Source organism: Shewanella sp. 3_MG-2023 (assembly GCF_030548765.1).
GTDB lineage: Bacteria > Pseudomonadota > Gammaproteobacteria > Enterobacterales > Shewanellaceae > Shewanella.
Genome location: NZ_JAUOSH010000034.1, coordinates 15331 through 36218, shown reverse-complemented (window position 1 = coordinate 36218; position 20888 = coordinate 15331). Strand labels below are relative to the sequence as shown.

Here is a 20888-nt window from a genome sequence, read left to right as displayed (position 1 = left end):
GTGTTAATCGTGATAAATAACCGAACGACCACCATCAACCACTAGGCTTTGTCCTGTCATAAAGCTTGAATCTTGGCTGGCTAAAAACAATGCCGGTTTCGCGACCTCTTCAGTGGTGCCATTACGTTTTAACGGATGCACTTCACCCATAGCTTGTCTTGACGCTTGTGGATCGTCTGTCGCTTCCCACGACTTAAATGCCATCGGCGTTTCAATCATTCCAGGACATAACGCATTAACACGAATATTATACTGAGCGAATTCAACCGCCAGGTTTCGAGTGAGCCCTATAACCGCATGTTTTGTCACTGCGTAAGGAAAATACCCAGGTACTATTTTAAATGAATGCACTGACCCGACATTAACAATACTGCCGCGGCCATTGGCTTTCATATGGGGTAAAACGGCTTTGCTGCAATACCACATACCATCAACGTTAACTGAAAAGCTCTTTTTCCACGCATCAACGCCAACAGACTCAATCTTATTACCCGGACTAATCAACGCTGCATTGTTAATTAATATTGTTGGCGCGCCAAGTTCTGCCGCCGTTATAGCGACCATGGCATCGACCATGGCTTCATCTGAAATATCGGTTTTCACAAATATAGCTTGGTAACCTTTTGTCACTAACGCTTCAACAGCATCAAGCCCTAGTTCACTGTTCATATCAGCAACACACACTTTCGCGCCTTGCTGACAAAACTCTAAAGCGATAGTGCGACCTATTCCATCAGCACCACCCGTAACGATAGCAACTTCACCTTTCAACCGATCTGACATATGACTTCTCTACTTATTATTTTGTTCTGAAACAACTCTTGATTACAGCGATTAGCGCTAACGTGTTAACAACCGCGTTAAGCGAGTAATTTATCCCTGTTTCACTAATTGTCTTTCAATGGCTTCGATGGATTTACCTTTGGTCTCAGGCAAAATTAGCATCATCACAAAACAACCCACAAAGGCTACCCCGCCGTAATACAAGAAGGTATTCGCAGCGCCCATGTTTTCAAGCTGCCAAGGGAAAAACTGTTGGATACTCCAACTCGATATACTTTGTACTAATGCCGCAAACGGCAGTGCAACACTGCGAACCCGGCTTGAAAAAATCTCTGAAAATATGACCCACATAATAGGGCCTATGGACATGTTAAACGCCGCTAAAAAAGCAAATAAACCAAACAAAACAAATGCTGGGTTAATATTAATCGAGGCATTAATAACTGTGCCACTGACTAACGGTAACTCTTTTTTAGAATACACGCTGGCTAGATCAGCCTTTAACGCTACATCACTGTGGTAATCTTTGCCAATAAATGGAATGAGTTTATTTGCATCAACACCTTGCTCAGCAATTATTTCAATCGCAGGTTGGTTAATAACGTAAGTTGCATTGTCAAAACCATACCAAATTGAACAGTGTGCGACGGTAATTAATAATAAGCCGCCAACGGTTAATACTTTACGACCCCATTTCTCAACCGTGAATATTGCAACAAGGGTAAATAAAACCGACATTGCGCCGAGCACTATGGTTTGTAAAAAGGTATCTTCAACACTCATACCGATTTGTTCAAACACGGTAGGTGCGTAAAATAACACCGCATTCATCCCTGTCGCACCCTGAACAACGGCATAACACACAGCAAGAATGACTAAAAAACGCATGGGTTTACTAAACAGTAACTTAAGCTGCTGAATCACTGAGGTGTTACTATCTTGTGCAATAGTTTGTTTAATATCGTCCATCATTGCAGGCACTTCAGATGGATCTGAAATGTCACTGAATACTTGTTCAGCTTCTTTATGTCGTTGCTTACTCATCAACCAGCGTGGAGACTCAGGGATGGTTAGTAATAAACCGAACCAAATAATATTAGGTACTAGCTCAAACCCTAACATCACTCGCCAAATATTCTCATCCGTTAATACTTCAATATTGCCCATTGATTTGATTAGAAAATAGTTAACAACAAAGGCAACTAAGCTTCCTAACGTAATCAATAACTGATTGACCGATACAAATTGCCCTCGCTGTTTGGCTGGTGCGATTTCACCAATATACATGGCAGATACGGTGATTGAGGCAAAGGCGACTCCGCCAATAAAACGCCCTACAACCAGCATTTCGTAACTATTAGCAAATGCTGAGATCACGGTAGACAATGAATAGGTCAAGGCAATAGCCAGTAACACTTTCTTACGGCCAAAGTGCTGACATAAACTCCCCGTAAAAAATAGCGCTAAAATCACCCCTACAATAGCGCAACCGACCACGTTGCCGGTTTGCATACTAGTTAATTCAAATTGGGAGCTAACAAAGCGCAGCGCACCAGAAATGTTGGCGGCATCTAAGCCAAATACAAAGCCACCAAAAGCGGCAATTAATGAAAACTTTATCGCTTGAATGTTTTTGCTTTTCGAAGCTTGGCTCGAAACAAGTTTAGACTCTTTCGAAGTGCTCTCTGACAATGTGTTCTCTAACAAAATAGTTTCCCCAAACCTCGAAAGTCGAGTTTTAAAATTAACATTGGCTGACACCATGTTTTGTTTACATTCCATGGTTTAACCAACCGATGTTACTTACTGCGGCAGTAATTCACGCAACTCATTCGCAAACTAAGCAAAACTCCAGCACTGCAAAGATATCGACTACCACTGATTTTTTTATGTTAATAAATTTGATTTACGACGAAGCTACAGATGGTCGAAGCATTTCGCTACAGGTGCAAATCATTTTATTAACATGATTTAAACATATGATGTTTAAGTAAGCAATATGTTTATATGGAATTTAAACAGATTTATGATCGGCGAATAAATTGGAGGGATTTAATGAGAGAGGACCTAACTTCATTTCAAAAAACGTGACAAGAAATTAGATAAACAACTGATTAAATTATTATTTATCTTTGAGGGATTTAGTATAGGCTTTAAAGTGGATAAGTTTAAGGTATAGATAATTCAGAACGAATCTGTCGTAGATAATACAATTTGATCTGAGCCTACTTTTTTGAGTATCAAATCAGAGTATCAAATCAGAGTATCAAAGTAGACATATTGTATTACAGTGCATGCCTGATATCTGAAAAATAGCAGCTATGTTCCTATGCCAGAGTTAGGCAATATTACGATTAAAAAAGCTTCATCTCTCATCAGAGTTGCCCCATGACGAAAGAAAGTGGCTCCTACAAAGGTAAGGGGCCACCTAAGTCTAACGAGCACAACTACGACTCGTCGTTGAATTATTTTTGCCATACTCTGACGTATTCAATTTCAAAATCGACAATTCCGTCATCTTTTTTATCTTCAGGACTATTAAGCTCTAAATCGGCTTTACTATCAGGGACACCGTGCCAAGGAAAGGTTTCTTGGTCTAACCAAATACTGATGGGTTTAGTCGCTACGTATCCGTCGTAATCTTCGCTCACCTCACGGTTTTCATAGGCCCATTTTCGAACGTCATCGGCGCTTACATCTGAAAATAATACCCCATCGACATAGTATTTAAAGCCATTTTCATTCCATTCAATACCGTAGATGTGGAAATCATCAGCGACTCTAAATCCTAGGTCTTTATGCTCTGTGTAAGTTGGCTTACCCGGTTTACTGGTATTTTTACTCCAGTCTCGAATTGACCACCAAAGCTCTTTATCCAGTTCTAATTTTTCTGGATCGCGATGATCGCCAAACTGTTCAAAGAAATCGATTTCTAGTTGATGTCCCATCGCCCAAAAAGCACTGGTAATTTCAGCATCTGCTGCCTTACTCTTAATCTCAATGTAGCCATATTTGAACTCTTTGCGGGAAATGATACAGGCTGTAGTGAGATTTTCATGGGGCAGCGCATCCCCGAAAACAGGAACTCTAATCTCATCGGTGAACGGGAAATCTGGCTCCCAACGGGTTTCTAGTATTAGCTTTCCATTTTCTAAACGATAGTTTTTACCAGAGAACTGCGACGGTGCTCGGCCTTTCCAGACTTTTTTATTGGGCTTGTCTGGATGCTTATAAACGGGCTTGCCGTTTTCAAATTTACCAACGATATACCATCTGTCTTCATCTAATGTATCGGTCTCAAATTCATCACTGACCTCGGGATTAAGTATCCAGTCACCATGATTTTTTGGATCTGAATAAGGCAATACAGCCATTGTGTTATATGCTGCTGATTCATTAGCCTCTATCGCTTGAACCTGGTCTTTTTCGACCTCAACACTACAACTCATAGTGGCGACAGTGAGTAAAATGAGCAATGAAGAGTTTGTATACCTAATGTTAAAGAGCATGTGAGTTTAGCCTTGTGTTGTGCGTTATATACAGTGCCTTGTTTGTGGATAATAAAATGAATAGTATGACAAAAGCAATTCACCTTATATGTTTATAAACATACTATGTTTAAGGGTGGGTTGATACCGTTAAATTTTGGAATCTAGTAAAAGAATTGCTCTCGTTAAAGAGCGCTTCTAGTTAAAAATTGGGATCATGGGCTTTTCTTCTATTCTCGATATTTTTTAACAAACAAATTGATGACCACAGAAATTAACTGTGCTCCATAATTAGTTTTTCGAAAAACAACGTAAACAATACCAATCAGGTTCAAATCTGAATGGTCCCTCATTGGAAATATTTTCGTTTTTCGAAGATCTGGCTGGGCCTGCTGGAACTATGGTTTATAAATAAACCAAGAGGGCTGAACCGCTACCCTTGTAGTCTGTTCTTTACAATTAAAAGCCGAAGCACCACGGCTTTGATTTGATTAAAGTGGCAAATCACTTGGTGACGAAAATGAGCCTGTATCTATCTAACAACTCACTTTAGACCGATAAAAACGACAACACGAAGAACTGACCACTAGAACTAGCAGCCAGCGTTGTTCGATATTTATGTTAAATAGCACTATTGTAAATTACACTTTCACTGCAGGTTCAAAAACGCCATTCACTTTTTCCATCACTAATAGCGTTGCACCATGAATGACTTGGGATATGGCTTCATCTTCAAGGCCACAGGCAGCGGTTGTGGTAAACAATAGCTGTGCTTCATCACCACCAAATGCTGGGCATGTTGCTCTGGGGGTACCAACCAATATACGCTTAAGCTCAACCCCATCAGGCGAAATACACATGACTGCCCCGCCATCCCAAAGTGATACCCAAAGATTTCCGTCAGCATCGACAATGCCGCCATCAGGTGACACCGCCGTATTTGAAAAGTCGTAAAACAGTGTGGCGTTAACGGCATCTTGTATAGGCCAGCCAGTGTTTGCATCAAGCGCTATCACATAGATTTGCTGTTTCGCTGAGTCAGTGAAATAACAACGCTGGCGAGAAAGATCAAAACACACTCCGTTGGGAATGGACAAATCAGGGATAACCTTTCGTAACTCGCCGTGGTAATAACGATAAAACGCACCCTCATCGGCTTTGGCATCAGTATTCATGGTGCCTATCCAAAAACCGCCCCATGGATCAGCGCGGCCATCATTACTGCGATTGCTTTGTAATTCATGCTCAACATGAACCATTAAAGATTTTTGCTTTGACTCGAGATTAAATTGATACAAGCCTGTTGCTGTGGCTATTAATAAATGAAGCTCGTCAATCCATCCAATTGCGGTGACCATTTCATCAAAAGTATATTCAATTGATTCATTGTCATTTTTACCCATTAATAGATTATTAGGGAAATCGACCCAATATAAGGTACTGCGCAGCGGATGCCATAATGGGCTTTCACCCACAAAATTCACTCTGTTATCGTATTGCTGCACGGCTAATGTTTCTTTAGTCATAGTGTTTCTTCAGTCATAGTCATAGTCGTAGTCATAGGATTAATTACCAGTTAGTGTGTGAACCGTCACGCTTACTTAAATGCGGCGCTTCAACCTCTATTGGGGTCGACTTTCTAAATTCAGCTTCATTCACTTCAACACCTAAACCCGGTACATCAGGCACGATAAATTTATTGCCTTCTAACTTATGCTGTTGCGGAAACAGTTTGTCATCATGGGCGCCAAACGGACTAAACGGCCCTTGATGTGTTTCCATTAAGCTAAAGTTTGGTAACGCTACGGCAAAATGGTTTGTAGCGGCGGTGCATACTGGCCCCAATGGGTTGTGGGGCATGACATCGATATAATGCGCTTCTGCCCAACCTGATACTTTCATCGCTTCAGTTAAGCCGCCAATATTGCACACATCGATACGTAAATATTGTGTCAGCCCCTGTTCAATATAAGGTTTAGCTGCCCACTTTGAGCTGAACTCTTCTCCAATAGCGAACGGGATATTTGTCATCGTTCTTAAGGTTTTATAAGCCTCTGGCGACTCATTACGAATAGGCTCTTCGATAAAGTCCAACGTATCAGGTGCTAGGCGCTGACAAAATGATGCGGTTTCAGCGACACTTAATCTATGGTGATAATCGATACCTAAGATAATATCAGGCCCTAAAATTTTACGTAATTCATTTAAACAGCGCGCGGTGCGGGTAATCGATTCTTGTGGCTCAAAAGTGGTTAAGTCATCAAATCGGCTTGGAATAACCCGAATGGTTGTCCAACCTAAAGCAATTAAGGCTTTTGACTCTTTAACTAAATCATCTAACTTGTCAGGATCAGCCTCTGTATAGCAACAAGCAAAACAAGGAATATTGTCACGTTGTCGACCGCCAAGCAGTTGATAAACAGGGACGTTTAATTTTTTTCCGAGAATATCGTATAAAGCGATATCGATGGCTGAAATAGCCGCGGTAATCACGCGGCCACCTTCAAAGTAATGGCTACGGTATAATTCTTGCCAAATACGGCCAATTTGTTTGGCGTCTTTACCTTTTAAAAATTGACTAAAATGTTTAATCGCCCCCATAACGGCATATTCACGATTTGAAAGGCCTGATTCACCCCAACCGATAATGCCACATTCAGTGACTACTTTAACGAGTAACTGATTGCGCGAGCCAACTCTACCTAGTATTGCTTCAACAGATTCTATCTTCATGATGTTGTTCTCTTATTATTGTTATTTTATTGACTCGCGGGTAGACGATATTTATCCATTCTATCCATATCATACTTTTCAAATTTACGTTTCAGCAACCATCTTGGACGTTCTAATGTCAGTTCCCAAGCAAACAAATCTTTATACATGGATATAACCCGCTGTGGCTGGTCGTTTGCAAGGTTTGTTTGCTCACCAATATCATTGGCTAAATTATAAAGTTCAGTGGGTCTATCTGGGTAACGGATCATTTTCCAATCGCCCTCACGGATAACCGCTCTGGTTTCTTTTTTCCAAAACATCTGCTTATGAGGACGCGCTTTATTGTTACCCATAATATAAGGCAGTAAATCAACTCCATCAGTGTCAGTCACGGTTTCAATGCCACCAGCTGCACTGACAAAAGTAGGCAGTAAATCTAAGGTCGATACAGGAAAATCAAATTGTTGATTGGGTTTTATTTTTGCAGGCCAACTCATGATGAACGGAACACGGATACCGCCTTCTAAAAAGTTAGATTTTGTGCCGGCTAATGGCGCATTACTCGATGCATTTTTATCTGTTGGGCCGCCATTATCATTAGTAAATACAATAATAGTATTGTCTGCTAACCCCAATGATTTGAGTTTGTCGGTCACATACCCTGTCGCTCTATCCATGGCTAACGTCATTGCAGCCAGTTCTTGTTGCTTGCCTTTAAGTTCAGGAAACTGTTTAAGATCGTCTGGTTCAGATTCTAATGGTGTATGCACAGCGTTAAAGGCTAGGTAGATAAAGAAAGGGTCTTGCTGGTTTCTATCAATGAAGTCTGCGGCCGCCTTACCTAATACGTCAGTTAGGTATTCTTCGCGCTCTTCAAAATGCCCTAAGCCTCGCTCAAGTTGTTTGTCATACATAATGTCATCAGGATTGTTAATGTTCGTAATATTTTCAGGGTACTTAAAGTAACTGCGATCACCACCTCTAAAGCCTAAAAACTCGTCAAAACCGCGGTTTAATGGATGAAAACGCTCTGCACTGCCTAAATGCCACTTACCAAAAATAGCAGTTTTATACCCTTGGTCTTTTAAATAATCAGCCATGGTTGTTTGATCAACTGGTAGACCCATTTCTGCGCCATCTAATGCTGAGTTGTCACTCATATAACCAGGTACATTAATTTCTTCATAACCAAAACGTTGTTGATACTTCCCTGTCATTAACCCCGCTCTCGAAGGGCCACAGGTTGAATCACTGACATAGCCTTGACTAAAAACAATGCCTTGCGCTGCAATACTGTCTAAATGTGGGGTCTTCATTATTTTGCTGCCTTGAAAACCAAAGTCTGCAAAACCTGCATCATCTGCAAATATTAATATGATATTTGGCTGTTGTTTTTTATCTTCAGCGCTAACTGTTTCGGCTAACGCATTGGATGGTGCAAATGCTGTTAACGACAATACGCTAGTAAGGGTAACTAGCCCTGCTAACAATTTAGTTTTCATGATTCATGCTCCTAGATTAAACCTTGCTAACCAATGTTGAGTGATCTGATTAAAATATCAGCGGCTCATTTCATTGAATTCACAATCCTCTATCACTCAGTTTATGGGTATAGAAAGAACAAGCTTGTTGTACCGATTGCCTTAACTCGTTAAATGAACGAGCAATTAACGAAGGTAATAGTGGTCAAATAACGCGTTCATTTATACAAGATAATTGAAATCATAACCAAAACATGATAACTATTCAAACATATGATGTTTATTTGTCTTATTTTACATAAATTAACATTACAGATTAATAAACAAAACGATTACAGCACCTGACTATATTATCTAAAGCGCCTAAAACTGCAACAAAAGTAGTATCTTACAATCTTAAGCGCACTCATATGGTGCTTATAACAGTCAAAATTCGTCATTATTGGGTCACAAGTAATGCCATTGATTTGACTTTTGAATAGATATTTTTATTTACAATTCCGCTACAAAACATGACAATTCGCGTAATAAATAAATAAAAATCAAGATGATAGCACCGTTATTACAACAAATATTTAACATGTTGCACATTTAAACATCATATGTTTAAATACTTCATATGAACTGTATTGGGTGTTTAATATACAAATACTAACAAATACCTTTAATACATAGTGAACATTAAGTCGTGGTTTACCAAGTTCTGGTTTGTATGGGGGGGGAGAAATTCCCGCAATGAGACATAAATAATAAATACACGGAGTAATAAAATGCCTAAATATAGTAAATTGCACAAAGCAATATTGCTGGCTGGTTGTTCTTTTGCAGCCTTCTCAAGCAACCTATATGCTGCGGAAGTTGTAGATGCGCCTAATGAAGAAGCGGTTTCAACTAAAGACATTGAAGTCATCATGGTAAGCGCGCAAAAACGTGAGCAGGCACTAAAAGATGTTCCCGTCTCTATTGAAGTTTTGGATGGTGATTTAGTCGAAAAAATGGGTGTCCAAGACGGTTTCGACCTCGTTAAATACCTACCGGGCTTTGGTATCGATGACAGTACTGAAATTAGAACAACAACATTAAAAACCCGTGGTATTGGTACTTTTACTAACTCTATCGGTTTGCAATCTTCAAACCTTGTGGTTATTGATGGTGAAGTATTACCCCGTCAATCTATGCTAAACCTTGCGGTTGCCGATGTTGAACGTGTTGAAGCGTTACGTGGTCCTCAAGGCACCTTATTTGGTCAAAACACCTCAACCGGCATGCTGCATTATGTGACCAAAAAGCCTAATTTAAATGGTGTTAGCGGTAAAGTTAGAACCGAACTCACCCAAGATAATGGTATAAATGTTAGTGGCGTAGTGAATGTGCCCTTCTCTGACAATTGGGCGTTTCGAATGAACGCACAGTGGAGCGAAGTTGACGGTTGGATTGACAATACTATGCCAGGTCATGAAGATTATAAAATTGGTGAAAAAGATCAATCAGGTTTACGTGGTCAACTTCTCTATGATGATGGCGAGCAATTTAATATCTTGTTCCGTGCTGAATATGCTGAAACAGACAGTAACTGTTGTTCAATGACACAGATTGGTCCAGTTAATCCAGATTACGGCCCTAAACCTATCATCAACATTAAAGATGATGGCATCATTGAAGGCACAACTTATAACCGTATCAATTCTTCAAAATCATTTGATGATACAGGTAAACCTGTTACTGCTCGTAACCCCGAAGCAAACTATGGTTCAACTGAAAACCTCGGCTTTTCTATTGCTGCTGATTATTACCTTAATGATGACTTAACCCTTTCATATAATGGTAGCTACCGAGACTTCGACTTATATAACAGTTCAGGTTTTTTCACTTTAAACTTCCCACTAGAGCGCTCAGCATTTGGCGGTAATGAATCTGTTATCGTGAACCAACAAGAAATTCGTTTAAGCTCGTTCGATAATGAAAAGTTTGATTGGATTGTAGGTTTGTTTTATCACAACACTGAAGGTCAACGTTCAGAAAACCGAGATGGTTGTATCGCCGGTAACTTCGGCTTTATCAATGGCGGCGAGTTATCTGGTTGTTACGATCGCCAGTCTACAAGAAATTTCTTAAGCATGTACGAAGGGCAACAGTTTGACGAAAGCATGATGGCCGACCTAAATCCAGGCCGTTTGCTCTCTGGTGGTAACTTCACCACTAACTTCGAAAACTTTGCCATCTTCGGTCAATTTGAATACCAAATAACAGATCAACTAGATGCCACTTTCGGATTCCGTGCTCTGCATGAAGAAGGTGAAGCAACGTTCGAGCGTACTGATTTGTTTGCACCATCAGATGGGATCGGTATGGATACATACGATGATGTGTTAGCAATGTCTCAGACAGATCCTTCATTGATTAAACGTCAAACTGAAAAAACCAAGTTCTCAGATTCTGATGATGCATTTATTTACAAGGCTGTTGTGGGTTACGACTTTACCAATTCAATTCGTGCTTATGTCAATTACTCAACGGGTTATAAAGGTTCTTCGTATTTTGTTACAACAAATACTAACCCATTAGATGCTGATCAATTCCCAACAAAACCTGAGCAATCAAGTAACTTTGAAATTGGTTTACGTACTGGCTTTTTTGATAATGACGTACTATTCAACATCACCTACTTTGATATGACAGTTGAAGATTATCAAGTACGCGCAACACGCGTGATTGATGAAGAAGAGAATATCGTTTTCGCAGGTTACGTGAATGCAAAAGAAGCACGCTCAACGGGTTTCGAAGCTGATGCGATAGTTGATATCACAGAAGATTTACGTTGGACCGCGAGTTACGCCATTTTTGATGCGCGTTACGAAGATTTCTCAGATACACCGATTAACTGCCCTGCAGGTGACGGTGGCGAATTAGCAGATCGTTGTAACACTGATCCTGTAACAGGTCGTCAAACATTTGATCAAACAGGTCTTTCTTTCCCGAATAATGCTGAGCAGCAAGTATTTAGTACATTGAAATACTCAACTGAATTCGGTAACACGGGCTGGAATGGTAACGTACAAGCAGCTTGGCGTTATAACGGTGCGCATACACAAACCATTAATGAGCTAGCACTTGATCAAAATGCTAATCCTTCTTCAAGTATTTGGGATTTATACTTTAACTTTGGCCAAGACAATTTACGTTTCAGCCTATATGTGAAGAACTTATTTGACAAGCCATATACCACACGTCAAAACACCAACCAAGAAGGTTATGGACAAGCGTTCTACCCTCGTGATTGGAACCGTTTCTACGGCGGCAGTGTTCAATACTCATTTTAATTTATGACAATGTTAATCGTCAGCTGTTGTAGCCGATTAACATTGAATACTGGGTTTATTCTGCCCCAACAGCATTAAACTCGGTTTCACTAATTAAAAAACTCCATTTCATTGACGAAATCTACAACTTGTCAATTCACTTTAGCGTCAGAGACGACTTGCTCATTACATCTCCCCTTTATGTGTAATGAGTAAGTTTCTATGAGACTCCCCTTTGAATAAGTTTCTATGAATGAGTCTCTGGCATTTTTTTTGCTTTTAGCTACTGAGTTTAGCGACAGATTTAACTACTGAATTTAAGCCATGTCGTTTCAGAGTAATCTTCACCTTTGTAACGTCTGCGGTTCCTTGAATTTTTTATAACATAATGAAGAAAACGTTCAATTTTAATCAATGCCCATTTTGAACATGGCTAAGCCTATCTAATGGATTAGATCACGGTAAACCATCTATAAATTATCATTAATTACACAAGGAAAACCTATGAAAGCTACCAGTATATTCACGATACTTGTGTCTCTAGCGATGTTGGCTTACTCCAATATCGCTTCAGCACAGTGGCACAATATCAACAGCGATGTTTTTATCCAAAAATACTCACGCCCTATTATCAACCAAGAAAACCAAACCTATTCTTTTGACGTAACGATTAGAAACCGTACCCGTGATGCCATTAATGGCAATTTCCGCCTATTGATTGATAACGCCACTGTGCCAGTGATTAATTTTGATGGCGAAACTGATAATAACGTCCCTTACTACGAAGTGACTGAACAAACGTTAGCCCCAAAGTCAAAAGTTAAGCTACGTATTAGCTTTCCATTTCAGCGCGGTTTTCCACGTTACACGCCTACACTTGAGTATGCACCAATGGGCTCGATTGCTGGAGGCTTAGGTGAAAGTGTTATCGTTGATGAGGTTAATTACTTCACTAACGAAGTCATCGACGATGAACCTGAAATGGTATACCCAGGTGGTACCACGGCTGAAATGGTTGCTCGTCTTCAACAAGCGATTAATCGCGCAACTGAAGAAGAAATGGGGGGGGTTGTGCGTATGGCGCCAGGTGAATATGTGTTAACTCAAATCAATCTTAAATCAAATGTACGCCTTGAGATTGACCCTGAGGTCACCATTAAAATGGTTGATAGAGCCTTGTTTTCTGCTGGACGTGATGCCAATAACCTGCCGCCGAAGTTATATAATATTGAAATTACTTCTACTCACCCGACTAAGAAATTTACCATCGATGTTAATAACCCAGTTATTTTCAGAAACTCGATTCCTTTTCGCGTAGGATTTGTCGAAAACTTTGCTATTTCTAACTTCCATGTTGAAGACTACTATTCAATATTCCCATCGGTGTTTATCGTTGCAGACAGCGACACGCGTAAAGTTGAGAATAATGAAACTTATAATCGTATTGCGGTTAAAGGCGTGGTTCAAAATGCCACTAATACCAAGGTCGCTACGGGTTATGCGCTGGTGCAACTGTTTAGTGGCCGCCAAGTATTACTACGAGATTTAACCGCACAAGGCGGACTGACTATTCGTTTAGAGCCAGGTAGTGGCAAGCCAAATGATTACTTAAACCGTGCGGGTCAAAATGTCGGTTCAATTACCGATATTCGTATGATCAACATTCATAACTATGAAGGCATGGCGGCTGTTTTCTTAAAGCCACATGAAAAAATCATCGACAATATCTGGGGCACTAATATCACAGCAACAGATAGCGCCTTCGCAGTAATGGCCAATGCCAGTGATTCAGACACTTTTACTCGTGGCCACTTTAGTAACACTCGCTTTGATGGTGTCATCCGTTTAGATAGAACAAACGATGAAGCAATGGCTGATATTGGCCCGTCATCAATGTACTTTGTCACTGATTCTGAACGCGTCGGTAAAAGAAATTACGGCAGTTTTCCAGATGATCCTTCAGGGCGTCGCAAGCATACTAAACCTATGGTACCAGTATTAATCGCTTCAGCAATGAACAGCGAAGAAGTGGGTCCTTTTGAAAAAGGTCGCTACAGCTATGATGTTTCAGCAGCTGATATTCAGCCTTCTGCTGAGTTACCGTTAGAACGTCCAGAGCTAGTACTTTACCGTGAAGATGCGGTACTCGTTAACGGCCGATCAGCGCATAAATGGATTAACGAATAAACCATGATTAGCTTTATGCGGCATTAGCCTTAATATCAATGCCGTTCAGCCACGCTGAACGGCATTTTTATGAGATAATACTAACTTATAGATGAACATGATCATTATTTTATACGCTATTTTTTATGTCGCTTTGTATTATCGACTCAGGTATTTATAATCAAAGAAAATGTCGCTTTCCTATTGAATTCCCTAAAGGCACAAACATGGCTGAACTAACCCTTGATAAAACGGATATGCAAATATTGCAACGACTGCAATCAACAGGGAAATTATCAAATCAAGATTTAGCCGCACAAGTCGGTTTATCTCCATCACCTTGTTCAAGACGTGTAAAAGCGTTAGAAGATGCAGGCTTTATTAATGGTTACGCTACAGTACTTAATGCAGAAAAATTCAACTTAAACTTAACGGTTTACATTCAAGTGCGCCTAGAAAAACACAGTTCAGATATATTGGATGCTTTTGAAGCTGAAATCGCCTTATATGATGAAGTACAAGAATGTAGTCTTATCACTGGCAGTGAAGCCGATTATCATTTAAAAGTCATCGTTGAGGATATGCAACAATATAAAGTATTTCTATTAGAAAAATTAACTACCAACACACATATCGCCGGTGTTCACTCCAGTTTTGTCCTCAAAAATGTCAAAAGCAGCACTGCAATTCCACTTCCACTTCCAAATAATGATAATTAACCGACCTAAATTAATAACAAAAACGACACAAATAAAACATTAAAAGGGTAATTTTAGCAACGTCTTAGGTGCTAAATCACTTTTCGTTAACTGAAGCTGTAAAAAATTAAATTGCGTACTCACCTCCTTACCACTACGCTAAAACACAAAAGTCACACAAAACACAGCATGAGAAGATAAATCATCTCTTCTGATGAATACATAGCAATAAAATCGCTTTTATGATTAATTTAAAGCAAAAAGTATTCGTTGCCATTAATTTATAAAGTACTAGTATGCGCGCTCTTCAATAATGTCTATAGAGTTATATCATGAGCGTAAAATCATCAGGCCAATTCAGTTCACGTATTGGTTTTATTATGGCTGCAGCGGGTTCTGCTGTTGGTGTTGGTAACATCTGGGGATTCCCTACACAAGCTGCAACCCATGGCGGCGGTGCATTTTTACTTGTCTATGCCGTGTTAATTTTACTGCTGGGCTTTCCTATGTTAATGGCTGAATTAATGGTTGGTCGTCACGGACAGACTAATCCAGCTGATGCAATGGCTAAACTTGCTAATAAGCCCTTAGCCAAAAAGATAGCTAAAAGTATCGGACTTGTTTCAATTATCACTGCCACGCTTATTTGTACTTTCTACAGCATTCTATCAGGCTGGTTTGTCAGTTTTGCCCTAGCGCCAGTGGCACAGATGGCGAACCAAGCTGAGGTGGCTGCTTGGTTAATGGACTTTTCTATCAGTAGAAATTTAGTCTTTACCCTATTGTTTATCACACTGGTGATATGGGTGATCCGCCAAGGAGTACAGCAAGGAATTGAGCGTTGGTCAAAACGATTGATGCCACTGTTACTAGTCATGTTAGTCGCTGGCGCTATCTATATTTTAACCCAGCCAGGGGCAATGCAAGGTTTGTCAGTATTATTTGTGCCTGATTTTTCGAGGGTATTAGATACAGAGGTGTTAATGGGCGCATTAGGGCAAACCTTTTTCTCACTGTCTGTGGGTACTGGCGCCATGATGGTATACGGTGCATACCTTAATAAACGAGAAAACATAGCTAAACTAACCGCATACGTTACCTTAATGGACACCAGCGTCGCATTGCTAGCCGCGTTAATGATTATTCCAGCCATGTATGTGGCCCAGCACAATGGCGTACAAATTTTCGCTGACGATGGCAGTTTACTAAATTCTGACACCTTAGTGTTTAGTGTATTACCAGCGCTTTTTGATTCTTTAGGTGGGATCAGCCAATATCTATTAGCAATCGTGTTTTTTTCATTAATGACCATTGCCGGTTTGACCTCGGCAATGTCAATTGTAGAAGTACCCACCAGCTATTTAGTTGAAAAAACGTCCTTAACACGTAACAGTGCCAGTTTAGTCGTCGGCGCGTTTATCGCCACTGTTGCTTGCGTGATTGTGTTTAACTTTAATGAGTTATTTGGTTTGATCATCACCATAACGACTGAACGAGCACAGCCATTAATTGCCTTGGGTATTGCGATATATTTAGGCTGGGTTTGGCATAGGAATTCATTACTTGCAGCAATTTCACAGCAACAAGGCGTTGATAAAGATAGCTACTTTTGGCGTATGTGGCCTGTTTATGTGAAGTTTGTTTGCCCAGTATTAATCTGCTTGATAATCATGCAGTTATTCTTAGGCTAATAACTTTCTAAACAAGCTGCTAACTAAGATATACAAAAGGCTATAAGATTATAATTTTTATAGCCTTCTTATTTTATACAAATGAATTTGTCGTACATCCCAAATTTCCCTTGCTGAACTCAGTTAATGAAAAAAGCGCCAATGGTTAAAATATCCACTAACACAGCAAAAAAACCACTACAAAGACAAGATATACCTCTATATCAGCCTTCAATAACGCCAATCACAAATGCTGTATAAATAAACAGTATCATGTTAAGTTAGTGCGCTATTATCACTATAATTATCATAATGATTTTCACCCTAATCAATTAAGTGATAGTAAATTAAGTGATAGTAAATTAAGTGATAGTAAATTAAGTGATAGCCGATTAAGTGATAGCCGATTAAGTTTATCTGTCAGCGCCTTCAAAAGGCTGATTTGACCAAATAAAAATGACAAAAGAGAACATATCATGACTGTGATGGGAATCATGCTTAAAGCAAATGAAATGCGGATAGTGACGTTAACGGGCACAAGAACAGCACACGAACTCATTAATCCAAAGTTCAATAAACTGGCTGTAGACAAGCACCCTCAGCAAGCGGAAGTGAAAATTCTGATAGAGCAAATTTCACAATATTGTGATGCCAATAATATTGAAAAAGTAGTTATTAATAGACGCTCTACAACAGGACAAGGTGCTGGCGGCGCGGGTACTTTTTTATTGGAAGGTGCTTTATTGGCGACATTGAAGCCAGCTATCGTTTTTATTCATCCAGCCACAATAAGAGCAACCGATAAACGAGAAGTAGACCACAAGTCAGCTAAACCTAAAACCGTAGATTTAGGCAAAGCTTATGATCTTGCTTATGAAAGTTTAGCCCTTAATTAAGCTATGTAAAAAGCGCTCTGAACGTGGAATGTAGTAATTATCATAGTCAAATGACATTACTACACTGGATGTTTTGGCTATGATTTCATCTCTAGGTACAAAACCAATCACTCGAGAATCAGAACTATGATCACGGTTATCGCCTAGTGCTAGGTAATGACCTTCTGGTACGGTAACCTCAGAAAAATTTGAAAGCCTAGAGCCACTATTACTGGTACGAACGAAATGGTTAACCGTGCTAGTTTCAGAGAATAACTGCTCAATTTTGTCCTCGGATGAATCAGTTGCACTTATTGGTTGATAGGCTAATGTCTTTCCATTAATGCTGAGCACATTATCCGTCAATGCAATGACATCCCCTGGTATGCCAATGACACGTTTAACCAGTCTATTATCAGCAGCAGTAGATTCGAAAATAATAATATCGCCGCGCTGAGGATCTGCAATCTTATAAAGCGAAATGTGCGTAAAAGGTACTCGTAAATCATAAGCCATTTTATCGGCATACAATCTATCACCTTCAATGATAGTCGGTTTCATTGAGCCCGACGGCACGGTATACCAGTCTGCAACAGCGCTTCGAAAAACACACATTAACATGATAAATAACAATAACGACTTATTGGCTTTAATCGCTTTCACTACAGCATTGTTCATATAAATTCCTTTTTATGTAATAACAAATCATTAACTTAGATTAGCAAATACCAATCAATAACAACATCAAGCTTAACGATTTTTAATCTAATATGTGCTGTGAAACCAAAGAATAAAATCTTAAATAGTGAAAAGTGAAAGGCGTAACATGAATGGGGATTAGCTTTGTTTGCTGCTGACAAAAAATTAAGGGAGAGATAGCTAATCTCTCACTTCCCTATTAAATCAGGACTTAATCTGCCCTTTTACTGATCCATTTAGCGAAAGGTTGAGCAGTCATCCCGTGTAAAATAAGACTAATAAACACAGTGCAAATCACCGTCATGGCCATAAAATTACCGCCGGGTAAATCCTTGTCCAGCATGATAATAACAAACACTATCGATGCAAGGCCCCGAGGTCCAAACCAGCCTAGAAAAATTTTCGAAGGGATATTGCCACCAGCACGGCCCAATGACAAAAATATCGGTAACATACGAACAATGGTCAAGCTGAGTAAGGCATAAATCAGCATAGTCCAAGTAAACTCGTGAAAGGCATTTCCAATGACAAATGCACCAAATAATAACCATGTCAGAAGCGCCATAATTTCACCCATACCTTCGGTCGGAAGCAATAATTTATGCTTAGTCTCTTTACATAAATGGCCAAACAACAGCCCACCAGTAAATGCCGCAATATAACCACTACCGCCTAACTCTTGTGAAATAGCAAAACAAGAAAGCGCTAAACTGAGTACAATATTCTGGCTCCAAACATCGGTTATCCAGCCTTTTTTGTGGCACAATTTTATTAAGCTAGCACCCATAAAAGAGGTGGTTAAGCCCACCACAAGCCCGATGCCTAATTCTTCGACTAAGAAATGAATTGCCAATTCTGACACATCACCTTCTGCCACTGTGCCAGCCGCTAACGCTAAAAACACGAACAAAATAGGCACGCATATACCATCATTTAAGCCACTTTCTATGTTCAAACCTTCACGTAACCTTGCAGGTACAATGGGGCTTGAAACCACTGCTTTACCTAAAGCTGCGTCCGTGGCGGCGAGCATGGTGGCTAACGCAGCAATCTCAAAGATACCAAGATTAGGAAACAGCACAAAACCAACAACAACCCCAAGAAAAATCGCACCAGGTAAGCCGTACATTAGCATTCGAGTGGGTATACTAATGTGCTTTCTAAGCACAGATAAATTCGAGTTTGATGCATCGCAAAACAAGACTATCGCTAAGGTTATGTCAGCAAAAACACGTAAACCGATACCGTCAAGATCAGTACCTAGCCAATTAAGCACCAAAGGACCCAGCACAAAACCCACCAGTACAAACACCATAGGGCCAGAAATCATCGAGCGTTCAAATCGCCCTGCGACCAAGCTGTAACATAAAGTAAAAACGGCCAAAATCGCCAACTCTATATACATTTAACAACCTCCGAAATGAGCATGAGTACAGTGAATATACGATAATAATTAAGTATGTTAATGGATTTACATGACGGAGTCTTCCTTAGGCAAACTCTATTTAGCTATTTTTTACAAATCAGCTTTATGTCTAGAATACTGGTGTCCAGAGAAAGTAAATAGTAGCCCAAAGCCTGTTAAGCTGCTTGGCGACTAAACCATTGTTGGAAATGAGGTCAGTACCCTTTTATTGAGACGAAAGGCAGACTAGGCGTCTTTATGACATGATTGCCTTAGTCCAAGCTAGCCATGAAATACATCGCCCAGGAAAGGCAATGCGAGCAAAAGGCCAATCATTATTAAGCCATAGTAAAATTGATTCATAAAGTGCTTGCTCTAACGCCAAACTATCATCGCGAACCCATAAATAGACTTCACAATCATATTCTGCTGATTGACTCGGATCGATATAAACACAACCAAGACATTTGCTTTTACTAGGATTTAAAACGGAGTAAGCAAATGCCTCTCTTGCTTCAAATTCTAGTTTGTGATTTTTAAGATCTTCAGTATTTTGTTGTAACGTCATCGTCGCTTTTGGCCAACCAGAATCTAAGCCAAACGTGCCTTGCAGCCTTTTTTGGCTCGACATCACCGCCTCATAATCTATTCTAGCAAGTGCATCTTCGAGCATGGTTAAGTGAAAGTGTTCAGTGACCCATATTTTGGGTACCACAAAAGAATCATCGATGAAATTTGTCGGCATAGTAAGCGCTATCCGTAATTTATCCCTTAAACAAGTTAACCCAATGCAGCTATTAGGGATTGTTTAACGCTTTGCATAAGGTCGCTGCTCCACATAAGGGTATTTTTAGGTTTTTTCTACCACAAGATATGTGTGAATCTCTGGGTATTGGTCAAATTCTAAATGCCTGATAATACAACCAAGCTCAATAAATAATCTGACGAAACCATTGGTACCAAGTGATGAATAGTAAACTTCTAGCCCCATAAAATTATCCGTATGAAAGCCTTCTTTGTCTGTTCCACCAAATGAAAATATAAACACCCCACCAACATTTAAGCTTGCGACTATTTTGGTAAGAACGTTTCGTTGCTCTGTCAAAGGAACGTGCCAAATACTGTCCCATGCGGTGATAAAATCGTATTTTTCTGGCAAGTCGTATTCACAGATATTAGCTTGTATAAAGTGAATCTCAGGTTGCCGTTTGCGCGCAAGATAGAGCATTTCAGATGAAACGTCCAGCCCTGTAGGAACGAAACCTTCAGCCGTAAGTAACGCTATAAATCGCCCTGTGCAGCCACAGCCAATATCCAACGCTTTTCCGCGATTCTTAACAAAGCTTATTGCTTTCTTGTGTTGCACAATGCCATTACTCATATCGAATTTTTGACTATCCCAAATATGCGTAATTTGATTATAAGCTTTGCCAATATCTATCGGTTTCAAACAAAATCTCCCTTCTTTCGCAACCTAGCGAGGTAATATATCTACCTTTAATGGAAGTGGGTAGCCATATCGCTGCTGAGATTATGATAAAACTGGTTCAAATATGCATCATTAAGAATCATGACCCGCAAACATTCGCGCTTGCACTAGTGTACGCGT

15 protein-coding genes are annotated in these 20888 nt (G+C 39.9%); 5 read left to right on the top strand and 10 right to left on the bottom strand.

Annotation, left to right across the window (positions count from 1 at the left end; genetic code table 11):
- Positions 1-3 precede the first annotated feature (3 nt).
- The 6 genes from Q4591_RS16785 to Q4591_RS16760 all read right to left on the bottom strand — a co-directional run bounded on the left by Q4591_RS16785 (position 4) and on the right by Q4591_RS16760 (position 8488).
- Positions 4-783 carry a glucose 1-dehydrogenase gene (locus tag Q4591_RS16785; RefSeq protein WP_303462010.1) on the bottom strand — a complete coding sequence of 260 codons (780 nt, stop codon included), beginning with the start codon at positions 781-783 and terminating at the stop codon, positions 4-6.
- A gap of 90 nt (positions 784-873) precedes the next feature.
- Positions 874-2490, bottom strand: coding sequence for a sugar porter family MFS transporter (locus tag Q4591_RS16780; protein ID WP_241904116.1), 1617 nt, complete (start codon positions 2488-2490; stop codon positions 874-876).
- A 758-nt stretch (positions 2491-3248) separates the two neighbouring features.
- Complete coding sequence (locus Q4591_RS16775; protein ID WP_241904115.1) at positions 3249-4292, bottom strand: family 16 glycosylhydrolase; 1044 nt, start codon at positions 4290-4292, stop codon at positions 3249-3251.
- A gap of 620 nt (positions 4293-4912) precedes the next feature.
- Complete coding sequence (locus Q4591_RS16770; RefSeq protein ID WP_303462006.1) at positions 4913-5797, bottom strand: SMP-30/gluconolactonase/LRE family protein; 885 nt, start codon at positions 5795-5797, stop codon at positions 4913-4915.
- Positions 5798-5840: 43 nt separating this feature from the next.
- Positions 5841-7004 (bottom strand): mandelate racemase/muconate lactonizing enzyme family protein, encoded by a 1164-nt coding sequence (locus Q4591_RS16765; RefSeq protein ID WP_303462004.1) that lies wholly within the window; start codon positions 7002-7004, stop codon positions 5841-5843.
- A 26-nt stretch (positions 7005-7030) separates the two neighbouring features.
- A complete protein-coding gene (locus Q4591_RS16760; RefSeq protein ID WP_102476715.1) occupies positions 7031-8488 on the bottom strand; it encodes a sulfatase in 1458 nt (485 codons plus the stop codon).
- A 749-nt stretch (positions 8489-9237) separates the two neighbouring features.
- On the opposite strand from Q4591_RS16760, the gene Q4591_RS16755 reads away from it, so the two are divergent.
- From Q4591_RS16755 to Q4591_RS16735, 5 genes are all read left to right on the top strand, one after another.
- A complete protein-coding gene (locus Q4591_RS16755; protein ID WP_303462002.1) occupies positions 9238-11787 on the top strand; it encodes a TonB-dependent receptor in 2550 nt (849 codons plus the stop codon).
- Between the two features lie 483 nt (positions 11788-12270).
- Positions 12271-13953 (top strand): hypothetical protein, encoded by a 1683-nt coding sequence (locus Q4591_RS16750; RefSeq protein ID WP_102532090.1) that lies wholly within the window; start codon positions 12271-12273, stop codon positions 13951-13953.
- Positions 13954-14159: 206 nt separating this feature from the next.
- On the top strand, positions 14160-14651 hold the full coding sequence (locus tag Q4591_RS16745) for an Lrp/AsnC family transcriptional regulator (protein WP_303461999.1): 492 nt from the start codon (positions 14160-14162) through the stop codon (positions 14649-14651).
- Positions 14652-14962: 311 nt separating this feature from the next.
- The gene (locus Q4591_RS16740) at positions 14963-16321 is read left to right on the top strand and encodes a sodium-dependent transporter (protein ID WP_102476711.1); all 1359 of its coding nucleotides are present in this window, start codon (positions 14963-14965) and stop codon (positions 16319-16321) included.
- Between the two features lie 455 nt (positions 16322-16776).
- Positions 16777-17196, top strand: a complete 420-nt coding sequence (locus Q4591_RS16735) for a DUF3010 family protein (protein WP_303461997.1) — start codon at positions 16777-16779, stop codon at positions 17194-17196.
- On the opposite strand, the gene lepB is transcribed toward Q4591_RS16735, so the two are convergent.
- The 4 genes from lepB to Q4591_RS16715 form a co-directional block, all read right to left on the bottom strand.
- Positions 17182-17853 carry a signal peptidase I gene (gene lepB / locus Q4591_RS16730; protein WP_102519507.1) on the bottom strand — a complete coding sequence of 224 codons (672 nt, stop codon included), beginning with the start codon at positions 17851-17853 and terminating at the stop codon, positions 17182-17184. The genes Q4591_RS16735 and lepB overlap by 15 nt on opposite strands.
- A gap of 232 nt (positions 17854-18085) precedes the next feature.
- Positions 18086-19279 carry a sodium:proton antiporter gene (locus Q4591_RS16725; RefSeq protein ID WP_303461995.1) on the bottom strand — a complete coding sequence of 398 codons (1194 nt, stop codon included), beginning with the start codon at positions 19277-19279 and terminating at the stop codon, positions 18086-18088.
- Positions 19280-19535: 256 nt separating this feature from the next.
- A complete protein-coding gene (locus tag Q4591_RS16720; protein WP_303461993.1) occupies positions 19536-20024 on the bottom strand; it encodes a hypothetical protein in 489 nt (162 codons plus the stop codon).
- A 105-nt stretch (positions 20025-20129) separates the two neighbouring features.
- Positions 20130-20729: a trans-aconitate 2-methyltransferase gene (locus tag Q4591_RS16715; protein ID WP_102532083.1), complete on the bottom strand. Its 600-nt coding sequence runs from the start codon at positions 20727-20729 to the stop codon at positions 20130-20132.
- Positions 20730-20888: the final 159 nt, after the last annotated feature.